At 61.0% G+C, this 25186-nt stretch carries 21 protein-coding genes and 1 tRNA gene; 10 read left to right on the top strand and 12 right to left on the bottom strand.

Annotated features, from left to right (window positions below; genetic code table 11):
- The first annotated feature begins 18 nt into the window (after positions 1-18).
- Both nudC and G6N83_RS12180 read left to right on the top strand, forming a co-directional pair.
- Positions 19-930 carry an NAD(+) diphosphatase gene (gene nudC, locus G6N83_RS12175; RefSeq protein ID WP_165142413.1) on the top strand — a complete coding sequence of 304 codons (912 nt, stop codon included), beginning with the start codon at positions 19-21 and terminating at the stop codon, positions 928-930.
- Positions 927-2690 (top strand): ATP-dependent helicase, encoded by a 1764-nt coding sequence (locus G6N83_RS12180; protein ID WP_165142415.1) that lies wholly within the window; start codon positions 927-929, stop codon positions 2688-2690. The genes nudC and G6N83_RS12180 overlap by 4 nt, the downstream gene beginning before the upstream one ends.
- A 728-nt stretch (positions 2691-3418) precedes the next feature.
- Here the strand turns inward: G6N83_RS12180 and G6N83_RS12185 are convergent.
- Positions 3419-4801: a zinc-dependent metalloprotease gene (locus tag G6N83_RS12185; protein ID WP_165142417.1), complete on the bottom strand. Its 1383-nt coding sequence runs from the start codon at positions 4799-4801 to the stop codon at positions 3419-3421.
- A 129-nt stretch (positions 4802-4930) separates the two neighbouring features.
- On the opposite strand from G6N83_RS12185, the gene G6N83_RS12190 reads away from it, so the two are divergent.
- Together G6N83_RS12190 and G6N83_RS12195 are read left to right on the top strand one after the other, a co-directional pair.
- Positions 4931-6055: a YlbL family protein gene (locus G6N83_RS12190; RefSeq protein ID WP_165142419.1), complete on the top strand. Its 1125-nt coding sequence runs from the start codon at positions 4931-4933 to the stop codon at positions 6053-6055.
- A gap of 66 nt (positions 6056-6121) precedes the next feature.
- The gene (locus G6N83_RS12195) at positions 6122-9052 is read left to right on the top strand and encodes a UPF0182 family membrane protein (RefSeq protein WP_165142421.1); all 2931 of its coding nucleotides are present in this window, start codon (positions 6122-6124) and stop codon (positions 9050-9052) included.
- A 19-nt stretch (positions 9053-9071) separates the two neighbouring features.
- Here the strand turns inward: G6N83_RS12195 and G6N83_RS12200 are convergent, their stop codons facing one another.
- The 7 genes from G6N83_RS12200 to idi are packed head-to-tail and all read right to left on the bottom strand — an operon-like array spanning position 9072 to position 14638.
- Positions 9072-9959 carry a prenyltransferase gene (locus G6N83_RS12200; RefSeq protein WP_165142423.1) on the bottom strand — a complete coding sequence of 296 codons (888 nt, stop codon included), beginning with the start codon at positions 9957-9959 and terminating at the stop codon, positions 9072-9074.
- Positions 9956-10261 carry a lycopene cyclase domain-containing protein gene (locus G6N83_RS12205; protein ID WP_165142425.1) on the bottom strand — a complete coding sequence of 102 codons (306 nt, stop codon included), beginning with the start codon at positions 10259-10261 and terminating at the stop codon, positions 9956-9958. The genes G6N83_RS12200 and G6N83_RS12205 overlap by 4 nt, the downstream gene beginning before the upstream one ends.
- A complete protein-coding gene (locus tag G6N83_RS12210; protein WP_165142427.1) occupies positions 10258-10593 on the bottom strand; it encodes a lycopene cyclase domain-containing protein in 336 nt (111 codons plus the stop codon). Before G6N83_RS12210 ends, G6N83_RS12205 begins: the two co-directional genes overlap by 4 nt.
- A gap of 1 nt (position 10594) precedes the next feature.
- Entirely contained in the window at positions 10595-12166 is a 1572-nt protein-coding gene (crtI, locus tag G6N83_RS12215) for a phytoene desaturase family protein (RefSeq protein ID WP_165142429.1), read from the bottom strand.
- A complete protein-coding gene (locus tag G6N83_RS12220) occupies positions 12163-13029 on the bottom strand; it encodes a phytoene/squalene synthase family protein (protein WP_165142431.1) in 867 nt (288 codons plus the stop codon). The genes crtI and G6N83_RS12220 overlap by 4 nt, the downstream gene beginning before the upstream one ends.
- Positions 13026-14090, bottom strand: coding sequence for a polyprenyl synthetase family protein (locus G6N83_RS12225; protein ID WP_165142433.1), 1065 nt, complete (start codon positions 14088-14090; stop codon positions 13026-13028). The genes G6N83_RS12220 and G6N83_RS12225 overlap by 4 nt, the downstream gene beginning before the upstream one ends.
- A complete protein-coding gene (gene idi / locus G6N83_RS12230) occupies positions 14087-14638 on the bottom strand; it encodes an isopentenyl-diphosphate Delta-isomerase (protein ID WP_165142435.1) in 552 nt (183 codons plus the stop codon). The genes G6N83_RS12225 and idi overlap by 4 nt, the downstream gene beginning before the upstream one ends.
- Positions 14639-14715: 77 nt before the next feature.
- Here idi and G6N83_RS12235 point away from each other — a divergent pair, with 77 nt between their 5' ends.
- Positions 14716-15189, top strand: a complete 474-nt coding sequence (locus G6N83_RS12235; protein WP_165142437.1) for a MarR family winged helix-turn-helix transcriptional regulator — start codon at positions 14716-14718, stop codon at positions 15187-15189.
- A gap of 63 nt (positions 15190-15252) precedes the next feature.
- Here the strand turns inward: G6N83_RS12235 and G6N83_RS12240 are convergent.
- Positions 15253-15329, bottom strand: a tRNA-Met gene (locus G6N83_RS12240).
- A gap of 99 nt (positions 15330-15428) precedes the next feature.
- Here G6N83_RS12240 and G6N83_RS12245 point away from each other — a divergent pair.
- Entirely contained in the window at positions 15429-16238 is an 810-nt protein-coding gene (locus G6N83_RS12245) for a carbon-nitrogen hydrolase family protein (protein WP_165142439.1), read from the top strand.
- Between the two features lie 6 nt (positions 16239-16244).
- Here G6N83_RS12245 and G6N83_RS12250 read toward each other — a convergent pair whose 3' ends face one another.
- Positions 16245-17450, bottom strand: a complete 1206-nt coding sequence (locus G6N83_RS12250) for an aminotransferase class I/II-fold pyridoxal phosphate-dependent enzyme (RefSeq protein ID WP_165142441.1) — start codon at positions 17448-17450, stop codon at positions 16245-16247.
- Between the two features lie 97 nt (positions 17451-17547).
- Here G6N83_RS12250 and G6N83_RS12255 point away from each other — a divergent pair, with 97 nt between their 5' ends.
- From G6N83_RS12255 to G6N83_RS12265, 3 genes are read left to right on the top strand one after another with little or no spacing between them, the layout of a single operon-like run.
- Positions 17548-19083 carry a S1C family serine protease gene (locus G6N83_RS12255; protein ID WP_165142443.1) on the top strand — a complete coding sequence of 512 codons (1536 nt, stop codon included), beginning with the start codon at positions 17548-17550 and terminating at the stop codon, positions 19081-19083.
- Between the two features lie 49 nt (positions 19084-19132).
- Positions 19133-20404, top strand: a complete 1272-nt coding sequence (locus G6N83_RS12260; RefSeq protein WP_165142445.1) for a CDP-glycerol glycerophosphotransferase family protein — start codon at positions 19133-19135, stop codon at positions 20402-20404.
- Complete coding sequence (locus G6N83_RS12265; RefSeq protein WP_165142447.1) at positions 20401-21855, top strand: CDP-glycerol glycerophosphotransferase family protein; 1455 nt, start codon at positions 20401-20403, stop codon at positions 21853-21855. The genes G6N83_RS12260 and G6N83_RS12265 overlap by 4 nt, the downstream gene beginning before the upstream one ends.
- Positions 21856-21860: 5 nt before the next feature.
- Here the strand turns inward: G6N83_RS12265 and G6N83_RS12270 are convergent, their stop codons facing one another.
- Positions 21861-22955: a glycosyltransferase family 2 protein gene (locus tag G6N83_RS12270; protein WP_165142449.1), complete on the bottom strand. Its 1095-nt coding sequence runs from the start codon at positions 22953-22955 to the stop codon at positions 21861-21863.
- A 39-nt stretch (positions 22956-22994) separates the two neighbouring features.
- On the opposite strand from G6N83_RS12270, the gene G6N83_RS12275 reads away from it, so the two are divergent.
- Positions 22995-24269 carry a CDP-glycerol glycerophosphotransferase family protein gene (locus tag G6N83_RS12275; RefSeq protein WP_165142451.1) on the top strand — a complete coding sequence of 425 codons (1275 nt, stop codon included), beginning with the start codon at positions 22995-22997 and terminating at the stop codon, positions 24267-24269.
- A gap of 3 nt (positions 24270-24272) precedes the next feature.
- Here the strand turns inward: G6N83_RS12275 and G6N83_RS12280 are convergent, their stop codons facing one another.
- Complete coding sequence (locus G6N83_RS12280; RefSeq protein ID WP_165142453.1) at positions 24273-25181, bottom strand: hypothetical protein; 909 nt, start codon at positions 25179-25181, stop codon at positions 24273-24275.
- Positions 25182-25186 lie beyond the last annotated feature (5 nt).

The raw sequence follows: 25186 nt of genomic DNA on the forward strand, positions 1-25186 counted from the left end.
CCCTTCGAGGAGGTATCGATGACGGCTGATGATGTCGTTTCGCAGTCAGCACCATCTGTGCACGAGTGGAATCGGTCCGCAGCAGAGCGGGATGAGCCTTTGCTCCTGGAACAGCTACGGGCTGCCAGCGATACTCGAGTGATACTTGTTTGCGGCGATAAAGCCGCGCTGGAATCCCCGACGAAGCTTCGATATCTCTCTCCGGAGTCGATTCCGTTCCCGAAAGCGTGGGCGTTCCTTGGGCGTGATGGCGACGCTCGACCCGTGCTTGCTGCTGTGTTCGATCCGGAAGACTTCGCGTCGATCGAGCCGCTTTCAGCGTGGGGGACTCTCCGTACTCATTCGGCGTTCTTAGAAAAAGTTGACGCTGAGGTTTTCGTCGTCGCAATCAGTATCGGGCGTTGGCTCGTGGCCGCACCATTCTGTTCGGCTTGCGGATCACGTACGGATGTTACTCAGGCGGGATGGTCTCGCCAATGCCCGGTGTGTGGACGTCAGCATTTTCCACGAACCGACCCCGCGGTCATTGTCGCTGTGACAGACCAAGATTCGTCTCGGCTGTTGCTCGGCTCGAACGCGATGTGGGAGTCCAATCGCTACTCGTGTTTCGCAGGCTTCGTCGAGGCGGGCGAGTCGCTGGAAAGCGCTGTCGAGCGCGAAGTGGCAGAAGAGTGTGGCGTCGACCTTTCCAGCGTGCGATACATGGGCTCGCAGCCGTGGCCGTACCCCAGATCGTTGATGCTGGGCTTCTACGCGACAGCAGTGGATGCTGATGCTGCAGTGCCCGATGGCACCGAGATTTTGCAGGTGCGCTGGTTTGATCGCGCCGAGATCGGCGCCGCGCTCGCGGGTGAGGGAGACGTGCTTCTTCCAGGTCCATCGTCGATCGCGGCGCGCCTCATTTCGCACTGGCACGCGGAGGTTTCGTGAGCGCTGATATTTGGGATGGCCTCGACGAAGAACAGGCCGAAGCTGTTCGAACGCTGCGCGGACCGCTCTGCGTGTTGGCCGGAGCTGGTACGGGAAAAACGCGTGTCATCACTCGGCGCATTGCGCATGGAGTCGACACCGGTGCGTATTCGCCCGGAAGAGTGATGGCCGTCACGTTTACGGCGAAAGCTGCGGGCGAGATGCGCGGACGTCTGCGTTCCCTCGGCGTTGTCGGCGTTTCGGCCCGCACGTTCCATGCTGCAGCGTTGGCACAACTGAACTTTTTCTGGCCCACGATCGCAGGGGACGCACCACCTTCTCTCATCGACAACAAAGTTCGACTGCTTGCCCATGCGGCGGACGAGATTGGAATGCACCCGGACACGCCGACTCTTCGCGACGCCGCTAGCCACATCGAGTGGCGGAAGGTGACGATGCGAAGTGTCGAGGAGGGCCTCGCTGAGCGCCCAGACGGTGTGGGCAGGTTATCTGGGGCTGCGCTCGCAGATCTGCAGCGCTCATACGAGCGAGTTAAGGATGCGCGCCGGCAGCTGGATTTCGAAGACGTGCTTCTTGCATGCGCGGGCATGATCGAGAGCGAGCCGCGCGTCGCGAAGGCCGTCCGCGAGCAGTATCGCCACTTCACCGTGGATGAATTCCAAGACGTCTCGCCTCTGCAAAATCGTCTCCTCGAGCTGTGGCTGGGGGACCGGCGTGACATCTGCGTCGTGGGGGATGCGAGCCAGACTATTTACTCATTTGCCGGAGCTCAGCCGCATTTCTTGCTTGATTTCGAGCGCAGATACGACGACGCGCACGTCGTCAAGCTTCGGCAGAATTACCGGTCATCTCCCCAGGTCGTCGCGGTTGCGAATGCTCTCATGCGCGGTCGCCCGGGCGCTCTGGTGCTCTCGGCCGCGCGTGCGGCTCCTGCCCCCATGCCGGTAGCGACGGCATACCCCGACGAGAATGCCGAAGCGCGTGGCGTAGCAGCGGCAGTTGCTGCTCAGGTGCGAGACGGCATCCCCGTGGAGGACATTGCGGTGCTTTATCGTGCGCACTCGCAGTCGCCCGAAATCATCACTGCCCTGTCGGATGTCTCGATTCCGACGACGGTTCTCGGTGGCAAACGCTTTTTCGATCTGCCGGAGGTGCGCCAAGCGATTATGGCGCTGCGGGCAGCATCCGTCGCTCCGCAACAGCACGGTTTTCGAGATGGTGTTCGCGATGTGCTCCGCTCGCTCGGGCTCGTCGACGAAGCACCCCCAGCGGGCGGGGCTCTTCGTGAAGCCTGGGAGGCTCGATCGGCGATATTGCGTCTTGCTGAGGAAGCGACCGAAGGAACGACACTGCGCGAATTTGCTGATCAGCTTCTTGCGCGAGCGAAAGACCAACACGAACCTTCGCTGCGGACTGTCACGCTGTCGACCCTGCATGCGGCAAAAGGCCTCGAATGGAAGCACGTGTACTTCGTCGGCCTGGCGGAAGGCCAACTCCCGATTTCGTATGCATCGACTTTCGATCAGATAGATGAGGAACGTCGTCTTGCCTACGTGGGGATCACGCGGGCTGAGCAAACGTTGTCGTTGTCGTGGTCTCGAGGAGCCGGCGCCCGAGAGCGCCAGCCGTCCCGTTTCCTTCGAGAGATTGGCACCGGCACTCTGGGTGCGGTTGATGCACGCGAACCTTCTGGTGCAGGCCGGCAGCGTCGACAGTCACCGATAGAGCAGAGACCGGGCGTGCGTCTACCACCCGCATGAGGCGACCAGTGGCCGTGCCGGCTTCGAGGACGAGAGCGGGGTCGAGGTCGCCGAGGGAACGGCCGAGCGCCTGAGCCGCGACGATTGGCCACTCGGGACGCGCGTCACGCTGGTAGGCATGACCGCACGCAATGCAGGGCGTCACGCCCGGGACGACGATGGGCCCGATGGTCGCCGTCCGGCCGCAAAAGACGACCGGCACGTGCACGATGTCATCGCGCGCTGCGGCTGCGGCGCGGTGAGGATCGATCACATCCCGCGCCACCAGAATCTCAAAATCCGCCTCGCGAGGCGATGGAATGAGGTCGACTCCGTACTTCGCTAGTGCATCAGTGAAAATGTCGAGCGGCTCTGCATCGGGCCGTTCACCCATCCAGAGGTGGGCTCGAATTCGCGGCTTCTGCGGTCTCTCAAGCGCGGGCGAAAGGAGGGAGAGTAGAGCGTCGGCTTCGCCTGGTCCTGCGCCAAAGCTCCTTGCGACTCCCGCGTACGCAAGCTCCGGGATGCCCTTGCGAAGTTCGTTCACGATGCGTTGAACCCACGGGGCCGGGTCCGAAACCGTCACGACGGCGTCGACGCCGAATTGCAATCGCTCAGGCGTCGCCCATACGGGCGGGAACGAAGGATCAAGACGAAACATGTCCCGATTGTGCGCGTTCGTGAGCCGCGACGCGGGTTATCCACAGAATAATGTGGCTCGCGGAAGAATCGGGATCGGTGGAGAGACGTCAGACGGGTTGAGGTCCCGTCGGGTTCTCATCTCCCTTGTCATCGTCGATCTCACTGGCAAGCAGCTCTGCGAGTGCATCATCCATCGCGTCACGCTCAGGTTCTTCGCCGCGAGCACGCGCCTCGAGTCGCGCGATCAAAGCTGCTGGGTCATCGATGTCTTCCGACGAGGGCATGAGATCGGGGTAGTCCCACAGCGCGTCGCGCGCTCCGACACCGACCGCTGCGGTCACAGCACGCCACATGGCTGCGGCTTCACGCATACGTCTGGGACGAAGCTCGAGGCCGACGAGGGAGCCGAGCGCCTTCTCCGCCGGCCCACCCGCTGCGCGGCGGCGGCGCACCGTCTCGGCGATCCGATCAGCACTCGGCAGTCGTGATGTCGCGTCTTCGGTGACGATGTCGACCCAGCCCTCGACGAGAGCGAGGAGGTTCTCGAGGCGCCCGAGTGCGGCTACCTGCACTGGAGAGTGGGCTGGGAGCAGCGCTCCACTTTCGAGCGCTCTTCTCAGCTCTTCCGGCTCCGAAGGATCGAAGCGTCCTGCGAGATCTTCAAGCGCGTCTGTGTCGACATGAATGCCCTGAGCAAATTCGGTGACCTGGGTGATTACATCTAGACGCAGCCACTTCGCGTGCCGGAAAAGTCGCGCGTGCGCCAGCTCCCGCGTCGCGATATACAACGCGAGCTGATCTTCGGGGATCTCGAGGTCGCGGCCGAAATCGGCAAAGTTCTGCGGCAAAATAGCTGCCTCACCAGCAGGCATCACGGGGATTCCTACGTCGCCACCGCTCACAACTTCGGTTGAAAGCTTGCCGACAACCTGCCCGAGCTGCGCCGCGAAGAGCGAACCGCCCACTGACCGCATGAGCCGCCCGGCGCCCTCGACGAGCCCCTGCATCTCTTCCGGCACCTGCTGGTCTAGTGCCGATGTGAGCGCGTCCGCAATGCTTGAGGCAACGGGTGCGGCGAGCTCTTGCCAGACCTCTAGCGTTTTTTCGACCCAAGCTCCGCGCGTCATTGCCTGCGGGGGAGCCGCCAGTTCCGAGACTGTCGTGGCCTCGCCCAACCACAGCGTTGCGAGTGTGAAAGCTTGATCGAGGTCTCGGCGGTTGCCGCCGGTGATTCCGAGGTCGCTCTGATTGGCGATGTGAAGTGCGGCGCGTTTGGCATTGTCCCAGGAGATCTGCGGATCGTTTTCACCGCCTGCCTGCGCGAAGGCCCCCTGCAGCTGCTGCATCATCTGTTGCATCATTGCCGGGTCGACGTTCATGCCCGAGAGCTTGGAAAGCTGCTCGGGATCTATAGTGCCGTCACCGCCAAACAGCTGGCGCAGTAATTCTTGGAACTCATCTTCGGGGCGCTGCCCCTCGTCGTCTGCCATGTCAGCCGCCTTTCAGCCCGATCGAAGCCTGTCCATCTACGCTAGTCGCACGGATCATCGCACTGCCCGACTCAGTATCTCGACGTCGTACGCCGGTCGCGAACGATAACAAATCGAGAGAAGGAACCTGTGTCGCTGTTTGACGAGGACGTGACGATAGTGCCGCCAGCCCGGCGCCGCCCGTCTAAACGCACGGTCGCTGGTATTTGGTCACTTGTCGTTGCACTGGCATTGCTTCTGGTGCTGTCATTCCTGCCAACATCGTTCGTCGTACAGCAGCCCGGTCCGGTATACAACACGCTCGGAAGCGTGACGGATGCCGAAGGTGACGATGTGCAGCTGATTACTGTCGACGGAGCTGAGACCTACCCGACGTCCGGCACTTTGGATCTGTTGACGGTGCAAGTGCTCGGCAATCGGGACCGCACGCCCTCATGGTTCGAGCTCGCAATGGCGTGGTTCGACCAGTCGAAGGCGGTCGTCCCGATCGATTCGGTTTTTCCCGAAGGGCAAACAACCGAAGAGCGCGACGCTGCGAGCACCGCGATGATGGTCGATTCGCAATCCGAGGCGAAGGCGGCAGCACTGACTGAACTCGGCTACGACGTGACATCTGTCGTCACGGTGTATGCCGTCCAAGAGGGGTCCGCGGCTGAGGGCGTGCTCAGCGAGGGAGATGTCATCGTCTCTGCAGACGGGGAGTCAGTCGCCGATGCCGACGCTCTGCGTGCGGTGATCGCTGCCGGAGAAGGTGCCCCTCTCGACCTCGTTGTTGAGCGTGACGGCGCCGAACAGCAGATGACAGTCACCCCGGAGGAGACGACCAGTGACGGTGAGAAAAGCTGGATTCTCGGTGTTTCCCTCCTCCATGACTACGACTTTCCGATCGATGTATCGATCGAACTGAACAATGTTGGTGGTCCGAGTGCCGGCATGATGTTCGCGCTCGGGATTATCGACACACTGACACCGGATGACCTCAATGGGGGCAAAGACGTGGCCGGCACCGGGACGATTAGCGCCGACGGCACCGTGGGCGCCATCGGAGGTATCCGTCAAAAGCTGTGGGGAGCGCTGGATGCGGGCGCGGAATACTTCCTCGCACCGGAGACCAACTGTGATGAAGTCGTCGGTCATGTGCCCGACGGTTTGCAAGTATTCGCGGTTGGTACTCTCGATGACGCACTCGACGTCATGACCGCGTTGAGCGACGGGGGAGACCTCGACGCGCTGCCCACGTGCTCCACCGGATGATCGGTTATTCGCGAACCTGAGCGAATCCTCGGCGTTCCCCCAGAGCTACGCACGTAGGATGGTTGCGTGACCTCGACCTCAGCGCCGACACCGGCCACGCCCTCACGTTCCCGTCGTATTATTGCGATCTCCTTCGTGGTTATCGCGGCAATCGTGGTGGCGTTCTTCATATTTGCCAGCCTCTACACCGATTGGCTGTGGTTCGCCCAGCTCGGATTCGAATCGGTCCTGCTCACGCAGTGGGTCGCGCGGGTCGTGATGTTCGTCATCGGATTCGTTGCAATGGCAGTTCCGGTCTGGCTTTCAATCACCTTGGCGTATCGATTGCGGCCGGTGTACGTGCGGTTGAGCTCCCAACTCGACCGCTACCAAGAGGTTGTTGAGCCGCTTCGACGGCTCGCAACGTGGGGCATCCCCGTCTTCTTCGGTTTCTTTGCTGGTTTTGCCGCATCTGCCGGATGGGAGACGACCGCGCTCTGGATCAATGGTGTCCAGACGTCCGTGACGGACCCGCAGTTCAATCTCGACACCGGGTTCTACCTCTTCGCCCTGCCGTTCTATTCGAGCGTTCTCGGGTTTGCGTCGGCAACGATTCTGATCAGTCTTCTGGTGACGGCAGCGGTCACTTACCTTTATGGATCTGTCCGCGTGGGTCAGCGCGAACTCCGGATCTCGAAAGCCGCCCGCATCCAGGTCGCGATTCTGGCGGGCATTTATCTTCTTCTGCAGGCAGCGAGCCTTTTCCTTGATCGATACAAGACGCTGACCGAGGCAGGCAGCCGCATTACGGGCCCCGGCTACACCGGCGTCAACGCTGTGATTCCCGGACTCGCGATTCTTTCCGTTGTTGCCGCGATTGTTGCGATTCTCTTCTTCGTGACCGCGGCGATCGGTCGCTGGCGGTACCCACTCATCGCCACCGCGCTGCTGATCGTTTCATCACTCGTTGTGGGCGTCGGTTACCCATGGGTATTGAACACGGTGCAGGTTCAGCCGAACCAGCTCGCCCTCGAGCGCGATTACTATCAGCGAAACATCGACTCGACGAAAGAAGCCTTCGGGATCGATGGCCTTGAGAAGACCAACTACGACGCCGTCACGGATGCCGAAGCTGGTCAGTTGCGCGCAGACGCTGAGACAACGGCGTCCATTCGTATCATGGACCCGGCGATCATCAATCCGACTGTGAGCCAGCTGCAGCAGTACCGCGCGTACTATCAGTTCTCTTCACCCCTCGATGTCGACCGCTACGAGATCGACGGCGAGTCGCAGGACACGATCGTTTCGGTCCGCGACCTCAACATGAACGCGCTCGACTCGGCCGCGTCCTGGCAGAACACGACTCTCGTTTACACACACGGCTACGGCATGGTGGTAGCCAAGGGCAACGAGCGCACAACCGACGGGGACCCCGTTTTCATCGAAAGCGGTATTCCCGCATCCGGGTTCTTGTCGTCTGATGATTTCGAACCTCGCGTGTATTTCGGTGAGTCATCACCGACCTACTCGATTGTGGGCGGATCGGACTCGACCGAGCCGATCGAGCTCGATTACCCCTCGGGCGCGGATGGCTCCAGCGAAACCAAGACGACCTTCACGGGTGACGGCGGCCCGAGCGTTGGAAACGTCTTCAACCGTTTGCTCTACGCTCTCAAGTTCCAGTCCGAGCAGATCCTCTTCTCCGACTATGTGAACGAAGACTCGCAGATTCTTTACGACCGCGACCCTATCGATCGTGTTCAAAAAGTCGCGCCCTATCTGACACTTGACTCCGACCCGTATCCGAGCGTCGTGGATGGTCGGATAGTTTGGATCGTCGACGGCTATACGACAAGCGACGCATATCCCTACTCGACGGCACAGAGCCTCTCTCAGGCAATTGCTGACACGAACAACACTGCGCCGACATACCAACTCGACGACATCAACTACATCCGCAACTCGGTGAAGGCGACTGTCGACGCCTACGACGGCAGCGTGACGTTGTATGCGTGGGACGAGGAGGATCCGGTACTTGAGACGTGGCAGAAGGTTTATCCGTCGACGGTGAAGCCGATCAGCGAGATGAGCGGTGAGCTCATGAGTCACGTGCGATACCCCACAGACCTGTTCAAGGTGCAGCGCGCCATGCTCGGTCAGTACCACGTTGATGATGCCCAATCGTTCTACCAGAGCGACAACCGTTGGGTGACGCCGAACGATCCCCAGAGCGACCAGCTTCTTCAGCCGCCGTATTACTTGACGATGCGGATGCCGGGACAAGAATCTCCGACGTACTCGATGTTCACGAGCTTCATTCCAGAAGCCAGCGGGACCAACTCCCGCAACGTGCTGATGGGCTACCTCGCCGTGGACTCTGACGCAGGCAGCGAGGACGGGGTTGTCGGTGAGGACTACGGCAAGCTTCGAATGCTGGAAATCGACGCCGATACGACTGTTCCAGGACCCGGCCAGGTTCAGAACACGTTCAACTCGGATACTGCGATTTCATCGCAGATCAACATCCTGAAGCAGGGTCAGTCGGACGTTATCAACGGCAACCTGCTCACGCTCCCTGTCGGCGGTGGTTTCCTCTATGTGCAACCGGTGTTCGTGCAGGCATCCAGTGGAACTCAGCTGCCGCAGCTTCAGAAAGTGCTCGTTGCCTTCGGTAACGAGGTTGCATTCGAGGACACCCTCAACGATGCGCTTGATGCGTTGTTCGGCGGCGACTCTGGAGCCAATGCTGGTGACGAGGAAGTTGCGCCTGATGACGGCACGACGGACGGCTCGGGCGGCGGCACCGACACGACAGACGGCACCGACTCAACCGGCGGCGGCACCGATGAGATCGTGGTTCCCGCAACCGAGTACGAGGCAGCTCTCGAAGAGGCACGTCAAGCGATGGTCGACCGTAACACCGCACTGCAGTCTTCCGACTGGACCGCGTACGGTGAAGCCGATGCCCGTCTGACGGATGCGATCAACACACTGCTCGAGCTCGACGGTTCTCAGTAGCTGACGCGGTACGTCGTGGTCACGCGGTGATCACGACGTACCAAATCAGCAGCATCGTCACACCGAAGCCCGCGATCTGGTTGAGCCAAAGAAAGCGGCGCCATCCAGCTGTCGCTTCGTGCGCATCGGCATCTGTGATCGAGCGGTACGGCCACACCGCAATGAGGTACGGCGCGACCAGGATTGCTGCTAGCTGACCGGGCCATGCCGCGAAGAGGATCACGACTCCCGACGCCGCATAGCAGGCGAGAGCGAAGCGGGCAGTCCACCGTGCTCCGCGCGCTGTAGCGATCGATGAAATACCAGCCTCGCGATCGGCCACGACATCCTGCACGGCACCGAATGCGTGCGATGCAACACCCCAGAGCGCGAAGGCGACGATGATCGCGACGAGAGCTGGAGTCCAGACTGCATTTGCGAGCACGAGGGCGTACACCGCCGGTGAGAAGAAGTGGATGCTGCTTGTCATCGAGTCAGCGAAGGGAACCTCTTTCAGGCGGAGCGGCGGTGCCGAGTAAAACACGACGAAAAAGAGGCTCAGCGCCAATACCAGCCATGAAAGAGGACTCCCCGCGATGACGAGATACACGACGAACGGCAGGCACGAGAGGCCGGCCGCCCAGAGCGTGATCTTGTGCATGCCGCGGTCAAGTATTGCGCCGTGTGCCCCGCCTTTGCGAGGGTTTCGCGTGTCCGACTCGTAGTCGAATACGTCGTTTATCCCGTACATTGCCAGGTTGTAGGGCACGAGGAAGAAGAGCGTGCCGACGATGAGCGTCACGTCGACTTCACGCGCGGCGAGCAGCCATGCTGCAGCGAATGGGTAGGCCGTATTCACCCAACTCACGGGTCGAGACGATACGAAGAGTGTTGCGAGAACGCCTCTCTGGCGTGCGGGCGTGGTCACGTGGTCTTCTTTCTGCTCAGCAAAACGAAGAGCGCTGGCACGCCATAAGCGGCACACAGCGTGTAGGCGAAATCCTCAATCGGAGCGAGGCCTATCGCGATCCCGCTGACGTTCTCTTCGGGGTACTTGACCAGTCCAGCTCCAATCATGACGTTGTCAAAGACAGCGGTGAGCGCGAGCAAGATCACCGCTGCGATCGTCGAGGCGATCATCCGCTTGCCAAAATGCGGCCGGAGCGCACTCAGAAGCGTGAGTATCGCCGCTGCCGCAAGAAAAGGAAGGATGAGAACCTGGTACGTCACGACTGCTCCTTCGCCTCGGAGCGTCGGTTGAGTGCTCGCATGATCGCGCTCCAGATCACGAGCGATAAATAACAGAGGAAGGCGAGAAAGATTGGCTCTTCGAGTGGAAGGTCGGGAGCGAGATCGATGCCGATGAAAAGCTGGCTGTCGCCTTTCAAGAAGATCTCGTTGAGGATTCCCGCAGCATCCCAGAGGAGGAAAAATCCCACGGCGATGAGCGTCGTCGCGACTGTCCGGATGGGGGCGCTCGCAAAAACGAGTCGAAATCGGGCATCGAGCACGGCGACGCCTGCGAAGCTGACGAGCAGTGCGCCGAGGTAGATGCCCGGCACGTCAGACCTCCGAGCCCGCAGGTTCAGGTAGGGGACCGGCTGTTCGATCCCCGCGAAGACGCTTGATCACGAGCTCGGCCGAGATCAAACACATCGGAAGGCCGATGCCGGGGAGCGCAGAGGTGCCCGCGTAGTAAAGGCCATCTACTTTCTTCGACACATTCCCCGGCCGGAAAAAAGCGCTCTGGCCGAGAGTGTGAGCGAGCCCGAGCGAGTTTCCCCGCCACGAATTCAAGTCATCCAAAAAGTCAGCTGGACCGATGGTGCGACGCACGACAACACGCTCGGCGAGATCTGTGACGCCGCACCAACTCGAAATCTGAGCGATAACGGCGTCAGCGGCGTGCTCGATAGTTTCGTCACCGCTGCCTTCGGTTCCGCCATGTCCGAGTGTGGGGTCGGCGGGAATTGGGACCAAGACGAAGAGGTTCTCGTGATCAGCCGGTGCGACGGTGTCGTCGGTTGCGCTAGGGCGACAGATATAGATGGATGCCGGATCCGGAATATGCGTATCGGTTCCGAAAATCGCCTCGAAATTTGAACGCCAGTCGTCAGCGAATAACAGCGTGTGATGTGGCAACTCAGGCAGCGATCCGCGTACGCCGAGCAGGATGAGGAGGGCGCCAGGACTGGGAACGCGTTTATCCCACCACTTCTGCGGATAGCTTTGTTCGCTCGGCTCGAGAAGGGCAGTCTCGGTGTGGTGCAGATCGGCCGTTGACACGACGAGGTCCGCGGAAATTTCTTCGCCCGTCTCGAGCGTCACACCCAGAGCGCGCCCATTCCGGGTTCGAATCCGCTTGACTGGTGCGTTCGTGCGCAGATGAACGCCTTGCGCGCGTGCAAGGTTCGCGATGGCTTCGATGACCGTCACGAAGCCGCCCCGTGGGTACCGCACGCCGTCATCAAGATCCAAGTGGCTCATCAGATGGTAAAGGCTCGGCACACCGTAGGGTGAGCCGCCGAGGAAGACTGCGGGGTACGCCAAGATCTTTTGGAGCTGAGGATCGGTGAACTTTTTATCGATGTGTGCTGCCAGATTCCGTGTCAGCAGCGGAACGAGCTGAGGGAGTCTGCGCAGCAGCGTTGGGTCGATGAGCCCCGCCTTCGTCTCATAGGTATCGTAGAGAAACCTCGATATGGCAAGGTCATACGCATCGCCCGCGGAGTCGAGATACTCGTCGATGCGGACGCCCGCGCCGGGCTCGATCTGTTCAAAAAGGTCGATTGCCTCAGCTCGTCCCGAGACCACATCGACTGAGCGTGTGGAGCCGGATTCTGAAGGTTCGGAGTAGACCCGGTATGCGGGCACAAGCGGGGCGAGGTCGAGCTGTTCTTCTGCGGAGGTGCCGAGGAGTCGGAAGAAGTGCTCGAAAACTTCAGGCATGAGATACCAGCTCGGGCCGGTGTCGAAACGGAAGCCGTCGTGCTCCCATGTTCCCGCACGACCACCAAGGTCGTCATGTGCTTCGCACAGGGTGACGCTGTATCCCTCACGGCCGAGAAGTGCGGACGTGGCAAGTCCTGCGATTCCGCCCCCGATGACAATTGCACTCTTCCCATGACCGCTCATGAGCGGCCACTCCTCGGACCGCGACGCAGCCACGCTTGGGCTGCAATCGTGGCTTTACGTCCATCGGGGATACGTACTCGACGCACAGTTGGACCTTCCTTACGCAGTCGTTGGGAGAGTTCGGCGAAAAGATCGTGTGCGAGAGAGACCGCTCGGCGACAATCGGGCGGCAATAGCCCGACGACATCAGCGGCCGCTTTGAGATCCGCGTCGATTCGATCCAACGCACGAGTACGGGACGCGGCATCCGTGATGGCTAGATAATTGCGCCCGAGTGTGGACTGGTCATGCTCGATGTCGCGCAGAAAATTCACGTCTTGGAAAGCTGCGCCGAGTCGTCGAGCGCCGTTGATTAGCTCGGGTGCCGGCGCAATCGGACGAACACCGCCGGCATTTATGAAGACGTACACGCACATGAGGCCTACCACTTCAGCCGACCCGTAGACATAGACGTCGTGAGATAGGTCATCATGCACATCTTTTGTGATATCGGTGCGCATCGAGTCAAAAAACGGCCCGATCTGATCGATCCCGATACCGCATTCGCGAGCGGTACGCGCAAACGAGTGGACGATCAGATTTGAGCTGAAGCCTCGATCAATCGCCGCGATCGTCTCAGCTTCCAACTGGTCGAGCACGTCTCGTTCCGCTTCGGGCGAGAGGCCCGCCTCTGAACCTGGACCGTCGACGATCTCGTCTGCCACTCGCACGAGCGCGTAGATGGCACGAACGTGGCTTCGAACTCGCGGCCCGAGCATGCGGCACGCGAGCGCGAAAGACGTCGAATAGGCAGAGATCACCACCGCTGATGCCTGTGCCGACGTGTGGTCGTACAGGCTGAGCCCGGTCGGTTCCGATGTCACGGGATTCGCTCCTCTACGGCGTTGGCGATATCTGCCAGCAAGGCTTCGACCCGAGGGGGCAGCGCGCTCGCTTCCGACTGCTCACGTGCGGTTCGAATTGTGCGGATGACCAGATTCATCAGTTCATCCCTCGCACCTGACTCAGCGATTGCATGTTGGGCTTCTCGAACTGCGACCGGGCCCGTGTGCGCCTGCGAGAGAGCAGCGCTCACCCTCGGCCATGCCGTCGTCTGACGGGCGAGTGCGATGAGCGCAGTCTGCTTCGATTCTCGAAGATCGGCGCCGGGCTCGCGTCCCGCCTGCTGCTGAGTACCGAACGCTCCGATGAGGTCATCTACAAGCTGAAACGCGAGGCCAAGGCTAGAGCCAGCCTTTCCTACTGCGGCGATCGCGGCTTCATCCGCGCCAGCGAGAAGCGCACCTGCACGAAGCGGGGAGCTAAATGAGTACACCGCAGTTTTATCGTGTGCCGTGGCGATAAGCGATTCAGTGCGTGTGCTTTTTCCGGTGACCGAATTCTCCACGTCTGAGAGCTCACCCACGGCTGACACAAACACGGCGTCGTCGATGAGGTCGATAATTTTCGTTCGCGCGTCGCCACGGAGGGGTGCGAGCGCTACAAGGCGGTTCGCTTCATGGAGAAGCAGATCGCCGGCCAGGATTGCCGCGGCCTCCCCGAAAAGTAACGACCCGGCGAGGTTCGCCCCTTGCGACTGGGCGCGGGCGGAAAACGTGCCCGCGATATTCAGCTGGCCGCGGCGCATAGTGTCGTGATCGATGACGTCATCATGGACAACAAAAGCGGTGTGAAGCAGCTCGAAAGCCGCGGCGATCGCCGGCATGCCGTCTTCCGCAGCCGCGTTTCCACCGAACGCGTTGAAACTTGCCGAAACGAGGAGAGGACGGAATCGCTTTCCGCCCAATGCGGCTCGACGAATAGCCTCCGCGAGCGCTTGAGCACTCTCGCCGTACGCGCGAGAGCGCTCACAGATGCGGTCGATCGCGCCGTCTATGGCTCTATCGACGAGGGTGAGATCTTCGCTGTGTGTCAGCGTGATCATGAGGCATCCGCGTGCGTAAGCGCTTCAGTGAACAGGCGAAGCTGCTGAGCCTGCAACACCAGCCACGGGCTGAATGCCCAGGGCGTTGCGGTCAGTGCTGCAGCGACGGTATCGGGCGTCGCCCATTTGGAGTCGACCACCTCGTGAGGATTGAGTTGAGGGTCAACGTCGGCGCGCGCGATGAACACGGGACATATTTCGTTCTCGACGATTCCACTCGCGTCGACGGCGCGGTAGCGGAAGTCGGGAAGCTCAAGCGATAGCTGCGATATCTCGAGACCCAGTTCGAACGCGGCGCGACGCTTCACGGCATCCGCCATGTCTTCCCCGGGCTGTGGGTGACCGCAAAACGAGTTTGTCCAGACTCCCGGCCAGGTGAGCTTTGTGAGCGCTCGTCGGGTAACGAGGACTTCTCCTCGCGCGTTCAGAACATGGCAAGAAAACGCTAGGTGGAGTGGAGTGTCGATGCCGTGCACGCTGATTTTGGAGGCAGTTCCCGTCGCGCGTCCGTCCTCATCGAGGAGAACTACCTCTTCTGAAACTGACATTTCTCCTCCAGATACTCGCTAGCTAAACTAGCAATAATTCACTGATGATGCTACAACGGGTGAGGGGAGGTGTCCACATGAACGCAGGATCATCGGTAGAGATCACGCATGACGAGCGCGTGCGAGAAACACTACTTGCTTTGCGTTCGCTGACAGACTCCCTGGACCGCATGCATGGCGCCCTCAAGGATGCGATGGGGATGAATGGCACGGATCTCGCCGCTCTGCGCATGATGGTGATCCGCGAGGAGCGGGGAGAGTCAGTGAGTCCTCACGATGTTGCGCGGCATCTGCATATCTCAACGGCTTCCACGACGAAGCTCCTCGACAGGCTGACCGCGGCCGGATTTGTGGAAAGGCATCGGCATCCTCACGACCGACGCTCCCGGATCGTGGTTCTGACGAAGTCGTTACGACAAACGTTCGGTGAGCACTTCGGTACGAGGATGTCGCCCATTCGCGACGTGGTCGAGCAATATAACGATCAAGATCTTGCTGTCATCGGGCGATTCTTAAGCGAACTCTCGCAACGCATCGAGGACACTCAATAGCGCAGATAGAGCGTGTTCTAGGCAAAAAGAAAAGGCGTCCGAATCGGACGCCTTTTCTCATATTGGTTGCGGGGGCAGGATTTGAACCTACGACCTCTGGGTTATGAGCCCAGCGAGCTACCGAACTGCTCCACCCCGCGGCACAAGAGATAAACCTAGCACGGCTTTCCCGACTGTGCCAATCGTGGCCAGTTTGCCGATCTCCGTCGTCATCGCCAGGATGGTCGCAGGAGGCATCCATGTCGCAGCAGTACGTCGCAGTAGCGGTCGCGCAGTTCTCCCCGACTGGCGACGCAGAGGCCAATCTGAGCGTCATCTCGTCAATGTCGAGGGATGCCGCGGATCGCGGGGCGCGCGTCGTGGTGTTTCCGGAGTACTCGAGCTATTTCGTCGATCCGTTTGATTCTTCCTTGCGCGCTCACGCCGAGCCACTCGACGGCCCATTCGTAAGGCGACTCACTGAAATCGCTGAGAAGTTCGACCTCCACATCGTCGCCGGCCTCCTCGAAAAAGCTGACGACGATCGCCGCATCCGCAACACCGTCGTTGTAGTGAACGCTAAGGGCTTACAGACCAGATATCGCAAACAGCACCTGTACGACGCTTTCGGCCAGCAAGAGAGCGATTGGGTTGAGCCGGGGGAGTTGGAAGCGCCGCAGACGTTCGTCGTGGGCGGAATGCGCTTCGGCACTATGACCTGCTATGACCTACGATTCCCCGAGGTGACGCGGGTGCTCGTTGACGCGGGAGTCGATGTCGTTGTCGTTGCTGCTGAGTGGGTACGCGGCCCGCTCAAAGAACATCACTGGAAGACGCTTTTAGCCGCGCGTGCGATCGAGAACACCGTGTATCTCGTAGCTGCCGATCACGCGCCACCACTCGGAGTGGGGCATTCGAGTGTGCTCGACCCCACGGGGGTCAGCATCGCATCGGTCGGTACCGGAACGAACATTGCGGTGGCCCATCTCCACACCGAGTTGATCGCACGAACGCGTGAGATCAACCCGGCTCTCGCGCTGCGCCGCTACCGGGTTATGCCGCTGACGTGAATCCCCTCAGCCACTCAGCCACTGAAGCCGCGATGAAGCTTCGACGAGAACTTCTCGTCGCTTGCACGCCGCGAATCGCAAGAGCGTCGCATACTCCGCACGGTGACGTGGCGTCGTGAATGCGGTGAGCGGGATCGCGGCAACTCCGGCGGTGCGGGCGATTTCGCGACAAAAGTCCGCGGCATCCGTCGCTCCAAGGGGTCCCGCGTCCGCCACTGTGAAGTACGTGCCTGCCGGGATGGAAACCTTGAATCCCGCGTCTTGCAGGCCGTTGACGAGTAAATCGCGCTTGGCACCGAGGGTGGCAGCGAGCTGATCGAAGTAGCCATCCGGAAGGCGCAGACCCGTTGCGATTGCGGGTTGAAACGGTGCGCCGTTCGCGTAGGTTAAAAACTGTTTGACTGCCACGACCGCGTCGATCAGCTCCGGCGGACCCGTGATCCAACCGATCTTCCACCCGGTCGTCGCGAAGGTCTTGCCCGCCGAAGAAATCGAGAGGGTGCGAGACGCTGCATCTTCGCGAGTGGCGAGAGGAGTGTGTACTCCGCCGTCGAAAACGAGGTGCTCGTAGACCTCATCAGTGACGACGACGGCGTCATGGCGATTGGCAAGGCGCACGATCTCGTCGTGCACCTCTGAAGCGAAAACGGCTCCGGTCGGATTGTGCGGATCGTTGACGAGGATGATGCGCGTACGGTCATTCACTGCGCGTTTGAGCTCGTCGAGGTCCGGTTGAAAATCTGGCCATTTCAGTGGAACGCCGACAAGCTTCGCGCCACTTAGCGCGACACATGCTGCATAGGAATCGTAAAAGGGCTCGAAAACAACGACCTCGTCATCTGGGCCGTCAATGAGCGCCAGCAGCGCGGCGGCGAGTGCTTCGGTTGCCCCTGCTGTGACGAGTACGTTCTGATCCGGGTCAACGGGGATGTTGTAGAAACGTGCCTGGTGCTCGCTGATAGCCAAGCGCAGATCCGGCACACCGCGCCCTGGAGGGTATTGATTTGTACCTTCGGAGATAGCCGCTCGAGCTCGTTCCAGAACCTCCGTCGGCCCGTCTTCATCGGGGAAACCTTGGCCCAGATTTATTGCGCCGGTTTTGGCCGCGAGGGCCGTCATCTCGGCGAAGATGGTGGGTATGGGTGAGCCGGCGGGGGAAAGGAGTCCCGCGCCTGCAGCGGTGCGGCGCCACGCGCCAGGAATGTCTCGCATCGACTACACGCTAGTCGCATAGGCGCATCCCATTCGGGCCATAAGAAACACACAGACTCGGGCGACAGTCTGAGAGCGCTTGTCAGAAGGAGCACCTATGAGCGAGAACGAGGGCATCAGCCCAGAGAAGTCACCTGCAGCATCCGCCCAGGACGCGTCAACCACCGACGGTGCGACGCCCGCGAGCCAGTCGCCTCAGGCAGCAGCCGCTGCTCCCGGGGCACCAGGTACACCCGCCGCATCGGCGCCGGTGCCGCCTCGGCCCCCGCTGCCGGGGCAGGCCGGTGGTGCTGAGCCGGCGGTGAAGCAGCCAGCGATGCCGACGTATGCCGGTGTCCCTTATCCCACTCCAGGGGCATCGTTCGGGCAAGCGGCCCACACGCAACCGACGTTGCCGATGAACCAGGAGTTTCGCCAGAACGCGCCAAAGAAAAAGGCCGGGGCGGGCAAAGTGGTAGGACTCCTCGTTGCGGCAGCGCTCGTGGGTGGAGCTGCTGGGCTCGGCGGTACGTACGCAGGCATGAGCCTGTGGGGTACCACCGCTTCGGGCGCCGCTTCGTCGCCAGCCGTAGTGACGGTGAACGACACCGACAACGTCAATACCGCGACCGCAGTTGCCACGAAAGTACTGCCGAGCGTCGTGACGATATCGGCATCATCCGGAAGTAGCGGTGGTACCGGCTCAGGCGTCGTTCTCTCGGAGGACGGATACATCCTCACAAATACGCACGTTGTCACTCTCGACGGCGCGACAGCCGACCCCACGCTCTCTGTGACGACCTCAGATGGATCCGTCTACAGTGCGACAGTCGTGGGCACCGACCCGACGTACGACCTCGCAGTCATCAAGCTGGATGACGCTTCTGGCCTCACCCCGATCGATTTCGCCGATTCGAGCGACCTTAACGTCGGCGAAACAGCTATCGCTGTCGGTGCGCCCCTGGGGCTGTCGAATACGGTGACGACAGGCATCGTGAGTGCGCTCAACAGATCAATCGAGATCGCGTCGTCCGCCGCTCCAGAAGACAACTCCGATTCATCCGGTCCGCAGGAGCAGGAAGGTGGCCAGAGTCCATTCCAATTCGACTTCGGCCAGGGCGAATCGCAGGGATCGAACACCGCGAGCTCGACGATCAAGATCGCGGTTATCCAGACAGATGCCGCGATCAACCCTGGTAATTCGGGCGGCGCTCTCGTCGATAGCGAAGGAAAGCTCATCGGGATCAACGTGGCAATCGCGTCGTCCGGATCGACCGGTGACGGCCAGGCAGGAAACATCGGCGTCGGGTTCGCCATTCCATCCAATGTGGCGGAGCGGGTCGCGAATGAACTGATCGAAAATGGATCAGCGACGCACGGTTTGCTCGGCGCTCTCGTGCAGGACGCCTCGTCCGTGGAAGGCGCGACCACCGAAGGCGCCTACATCTCAGAGGTCACCGAGGGCGGGGCCGCCGCGGCAGGCGGGTTACAAGCCGGCGATGTCGTGACATCGTTCAACGGTGTCCCGGTTTCTGACTCAGTTGACTTGACAGCCCAGGTGAGAGCTGCGGCAGCGGGCAGCGATGCAACGGTGACGGTCGTTCGAAACGGAAAAACGCAGACGCTAGACGTCACGCTCGGCACGCTGGAATAGCGATCGGGTAAGTACCTCAAAGGACGCCACCTCGCGATAAGCTCGCGGGGTGGCGTCCTTTTCGTTTGGGGCGGGCAATGCAGCAAAAATTCTGCGCATCCCGCTATATGCGGCAGGACGCGTATTGACGACATTTATCCCGCGAAATCCGACCCAGTGGGTCATCGGATGCGGCGTGGGAATCGGTGATGGCGCTCTTGAGCTTTGGGAGTATGCCCATCAGCAGGGCGAAGATCCGCTGTGGCTGATTTCGTCTCCGCGAGAAGCTGCGGATGCCGCTCGCCGTGGCATCCGCTTTGCCTATAAGCACTCGCTACGCGGGCTGTGGGCAACCGCACGTGCCGGCGTCATTGTCGTGACTCACGGCTTCGGAGATGTGAACCGATACACGGTCTCGGGTGGATTTCTGGTGCAGCTCTGGCATGGAATACCGCTGAAGCGCATCGGCGTTGATTCACCCGAAACGCTCCGCAGCGGAATTCTGCCCCGATCTCAAGCGGTGAAAGCACTGCTGCGTTTCATGTACCTGAGCGCGACCCATCGAATTCGGCTTTTTCCCGCTGCATCACATCTCGTTCGTGGCCGGTTGCAGTCAGCGTTCGGTATCCCGGATGCGGCCGTTCCAGTGACCGGTGAACCTCGCGTCGATGTGCTCTCTCGTGCCACCGCTGCGGAGCGGCGTGAGCGAGCTCGCGCAGAGATTTCGGAACTGACGAATTCGGATGCTGGCGCTCGCTTCGTGCTCTACGCACCTACGTGGCGGGACGGTGCACCCGACCCTGCTGTGCCAACGGCCGCGGAGTGGCAGAAGATTATCGCAGCATTGGACGAGCAGGATGCAGTGTTGTTCGTGCGGTCTCACCCATTGGGCGCCGGAGCCTATGCGCCCCCTGTGCCCAGCGCGCGTGTGAGGGCACTCGGCGCAGATGTCATTTTGAACGTCACGCCCGTGCTGCCTGCATTCGACGTACTCGTGACTGATTACTCGTCGCTCATCTTCGACTCGGCTCTCGTGCCGTTGCCTGTTGTCTACTTCGCGCCAGATTTCGATGAATACCAGTCCCGTCGTGGCTTCTACGGCACATACGGTGATGTCACCGGAGAATACGGATGGGCGACGGACTGGGCAGGTGTGCTGCACGATCTGCAGGCGGTGCTCAGTACCGAGCACGAGGCGGCCGGGCGCTCAGCGCACGCGCGCGCGCTGAGCGAACGTGTGCACACCTATCGTGATGGAAAGAATACTCAGCGTGTGTACAGCGCAATCTCCAAGCTCAGCGGCGCGCACAATCCTCATCGTGCACCGAAAGGAAAAGCGTGACTCACGCACAATTCTTGGCAGAGCCAACTGCATCGCTTCTGTTGTCGGGCAGCGGCGCCCGTCCTGACCGGGTGTCGCTTGTTGGTCGACGCGCGCACGTGCAGGCGGTGATCACCGGTCGTGGCCAGACATGGAAGGCTGTCATGCCGCTTCGAGCCGCACGTTGGGGCGGGCCTGAGCTGGCCCTACCGTCGGGCGACTATCGTGTTGAGGTGATCGGGTCGGCAGATCATGCACAGGCCCCCTTTCGTTCGACTTCGATCGGCAGCACGGTTCTCGGCGATGTAAGCGCGTCTCTTCGCGACGGCGTTGTGACTATCGGCCCACCTCTTGATCCCGCGTACGCCTCGGCGGAGGGGCAAGCTGCACTCGAGCGGCGCTACGCCGGGAGCACGGCGGAGCTCGAAAACGCGGTGTTCTTCGAAAGCTTCTACGGGCGCAACGCGAGCTGCAACCCTCTCGCGATTGACGCCGAGCTTGCTCGCGTCGCCCCCGCGGTTGTGCGCTACTGGAGCGTCGTCGATCTTTCGGTTCGCGTTCCTGAGGGTGCGATCGCTGTCGTTGAAGGTAGCCCGGAGTGGTGGCACGCCCGCGCAAGCGCGCAGCTGCTGGTCGTCAACGATTGGTTGCGCAGGCGTTTTGTGCGGCGAAAAGGCCAACGAGTGCTCCAGACATGGCACGGCACGCCCCTGAAGCGACTCGCTTTACACCGTCCGGGCTTCGATCCTCGACGGGCGCTCGCCGTTATCAGGGAGTCTCGTCGGTGGGACGTTCTCCTCGCACAAAGCCCCGCTGCGGCCCGCATTCTGCGTAAGGCTTACGCGTTCTTAAACCGGCCGCTGTGGGTCGAGGGCTATCCCCGCAATGATGTGCTGACCACCGGGGACGGACTCATTGTGCGAGAAATGTTAGGCATCGAGCCCGAAGAACGCGTCTTGCTCTATGCGCCGACGTGGCGAGACGATCGTGAGCAGATCGTCGATTTCGTTGACGCGGAGAAGCTCGCGATGGACACGGATGCTGTTGTTCTTGTTCGAGGGCATTCGAGAACGTTGCACCCCGGTTCTGATGCGCATGGTGCGCGCGTCATAGACGTCACGGGGTTCCCCGACACCGCCCAGCTACTTCTCGCAGCTGACGCGCTGATCACCGACTACTCGTCTGTGATGTTCGACTTCAGCGCGACCGGAAAGCCGATGTACTTTCTCGTGCCAGATCTTGAGCACTTCCGAGGCGAGCTGCGTGGCTTTTACTTTGATCTCGCTGACCACGCGCCGGGACCACTTGTGCAGACTCAAGAGCAACTGGCCCATGCAATCTTGAACTCTCAACAGTCCGCGTACGCAAAGCGATATTCGGTCTGGCGCTCGCGCTTCAACGATCGAGACGACGGTCACGCGGCCGAGCGTGTCGTCGCCCGTATTTTGGACCAGGGATTTGTGAAGCGGTAACCCGCCTACGGTAGCGGCGTGTTGCGGTCGTTGAGCCGGGAGGTGTCAACCGTGTCGCGCGCGCCGGTTAGTGCGCCCTGCAAAAAACCACATCCCCAGGACAGGTGCATCGTGGGGAGCACAGCAAGCGTCCACAGTTTGTCCCGCCATCCTTTTCCTCCCCCAGGACCGATTGCGGCAGCCAGCACAGCGATGCAATACAGCGCTATCGGTATATAAAACACCGAGGCCAAAAGCGACGCCCATCCCGTGACGAGCTGGGCACCCTGCAGAATCGCGAGCACAACAGACAACGCAACAAAGCCCACGAGTGCGGGTGGGGCAAAGAACCGAAGTGAATTGCGGCGACCAAATCGGCGTACGAGCTCACCGCGCCACGCACCTGTTGCCCGAAACTGCTGTGCGAGGCGCACCCAGCTCTCGCGCGGCCAATATGTGACCGAAAGCGCCGGATCGAACCACACTCGGTACCCAGCATTGCGAATACGAAGATTCAGCTCCCAGTCTTCGCCACGTCGAATTGACTCATCAAAGCCGCCCACTTCGGCGATGACGGTGCGGCGCATCACGCCGAGGTACGCGGACTCCGCTTCGCCTTCACGAGTGCCGCCGTGATAAGCCCCGCCGCCGAGTCCAATGGGGGAGTTGTAGGCTCGCGCGACTGCGCGCTGGAACGGAGAGCGCCCGTCCGCACGCATGACACCACCCACGTTGGCCGCGTCCACGCGCGTGAGCGTTTCAAGCGCCCGGCGCGTATACCCGGGTGAGAGTTCTGAGTGCGCATCGACGCGCACGATTGTCGGCAATGTACTGACAGAGATCGCGAGATTCAGGCCCCGCGGAATATCGGCACCGGGGTTTAAGACCAACCGAATTCGAGCATCTTTGTCAGCCAGTCGCTCTGCTAGCTGCGTCGTACCGTCTGTTGATGGCCCGAGCGCTAAGACCAGCTCTGTCGGGCCTGGAACATCTTGGGCAAGCACGGTCTCTACCGCGCGTTCCAGGTAAGTGACCTCGTTCAGCACCGGCATCACGAACGAGACACCCGCTCCTTCGGCGGGAACCGGTGCCTCTCGGCGTGCTGAATCGTCGGCTTGCATCCGTCGATCATCCCACGACGATCAACGTAAACTGGTGGGATGCAATTGGCCTCCGATATTCGCAAGACGGTGGCCTTTATCGGCAGGGCACTCGAGAACCGTGCAGCCGCGCGAGAAGTAAGACACGCCGACAGGGCACGAGGTCCCCACGCAGTAGGGCAATACGAGGTGGCTGTGTACTTTGCTGACGGCGCAGTCAACATGTATCAGATGCGCCAGTGGTACCGACCGCTGCAGGAGCTATCCAAAACCAGATCCGTCGTGATCTTGAGCCGCGTGGCATCCGGAGCGCGTGCGCTCATGCGCGAAAGCGGGCTTCCAGTCGTATATGTACCGTCGGTGCGCAACCTGGAATCGGCGATTGCGAAACAGAACATCCGAATCGTGTTGTACGTCAATCAGAACACTCGGAATTTTCAGATGTTCCGCTATGGGCACCGCTGGCACGTCTTCATCAACCATGGCGAGTCCGACAAGATGTATATGACGACCAACCAGTTCAAAGCGTATGACTACGCTTTCGTTGCCGGTGACGCGGCGCGGGAACGTCTTTCGCGGGTGCTGTGGAATTACGACATCGATACGCGGACGATCGAAATCGGCCGTCCACAGGCCGATCACTATTCCGGTCGTCTTCCGTATACGCCTGATGAACGCCGCGTTATTCTGTACGCACCCACCTGGGAGGGGGACCGGCCATCGGCGCACTACGGGTCGCTCTCGACTCACGGCGAAGCGCTGGTCGCGGCTCTCCTGCAGACTGGGCGTCATCGATTGATTTACCGCCCGCACCCGCGATCCGGGGTTGTAAGTGCCGAGTACGGAGCTGCTCACCGGCGGATCGTGGCAATGATCACCGCCGCCAATGCGAGAGACACGAGCGCTCACCACTTTTACGACCACGGCCCCGATCTTGGCTGGCAGCTGGCAGCTGCTGACGTGGCGGTCGTCGACATCTCAGCGATGGTCTACGACCGGTTGGCGTCAGGAAAAGCGCTGTTGGTTACGCGGCCAGTCGATCCTGCCGCAGCCATCGATGAGCACGGATATCTTTCCGACTGTGAGTGGCTCGACGCGGCTCATGCCGCCAGCATCATCGCCGAGACGGACCGGATCTTGGCGGATCCCCGAGCAACTGAGCGCCTCGATCACTGGGTACGCCACTACTTTGGAGACACGACACCCGGTTCTGCGACCGCGAGATTTCATTCTGCGATCGAGTACCTCATGAACGAAGCTGAGCGGTGGGCTGGAGAGTCGCCGGACAGCGAAGATGATCCGTTCGACGAAGACTCGGCAGAACTGGACGGCTAGCGGCTACTCTTCGATCTCTTTGCGCGGCTTCTTGCTGCGGGGTCGAAGTGCAGTGCCCGTCCGCTTGGTCGCTGTGCCCACGGCCTTGCCGAGCGCGGAGGTGGCGCGAGCGACAGTGGCACCCGCGGCGCGCTCAATTCGCAACGTGCCCGGTTGCGGCTCGAGTTCCGGGGGCAAGGTTGCCGGCGCAGGCCCGAAGGCACGTCGGGAAGTGATCATGACTCGACGACCGAGCACGTGATTGCCGACACCGCCAATGGCCGCGCCGATCCCGAAGGGGAGTGCTTTACCGATCCATGAAGCACTACCGCGCGTTGCGAATTGGCGAACGAATGTCGCTTTCAACCGATCAACCATCGGCCCGACCGCCGCTCGGGGCAGTGTCTTCGTGATGAGTTCGCCCCAGTACCGGTCTCGGGTCGGGCCTTTTCCAGCGGCTTGCTTCGTGAGTTGCGCCACAAGATCGATGCCCTCCTGCCCCAGCATCAGGGTAAGTACTAGCGCTCGAGCTCGCTCAGGACTCTCGACGGGAATTCCGTGGACCTCGGCGAGTGATTGCGCAAATAGGGCGCATGCCTCAAGGAAGCCGATGGTCTCGGCGCCGCTGAGCGCGAGCGTTATTCCGGTTCCGATGCCGGGAACGACCGCCGTAGCGCCAACTGCTGCGCCGCTCGTCGTGACAGCCGCGAGGAAGCGCCGCTCCAGCATCCCGACGATCTCTTGAGGTGATGCCTCCGGGTGTCTCAGGCGAACGCTTCTCAAATGGGCAAGCACGACCGGGCGTTGAATCGCCATCACGCGGTCTAACGCACGGATCGTCAACGGATGTTCTGTCGATCCGGCGGGCGGTATGCCGCCGACCCAGGGACCGTCGCTCGACAGAGAGTGAATCTTTTGCACCTTTTCAGCCATTGTGG

Origin of the sequence: Microbacterium endophyticum, from assembly GCF_011047135.1 — a bacterium.
In the GTDB taxonomy this organism is placed as follows: Bacteria; Actinomycetota; Actinomycetes; order Actinomycetales; family Microbacteriaceae; genus Microbacterium; species Microbacterium endophyticum.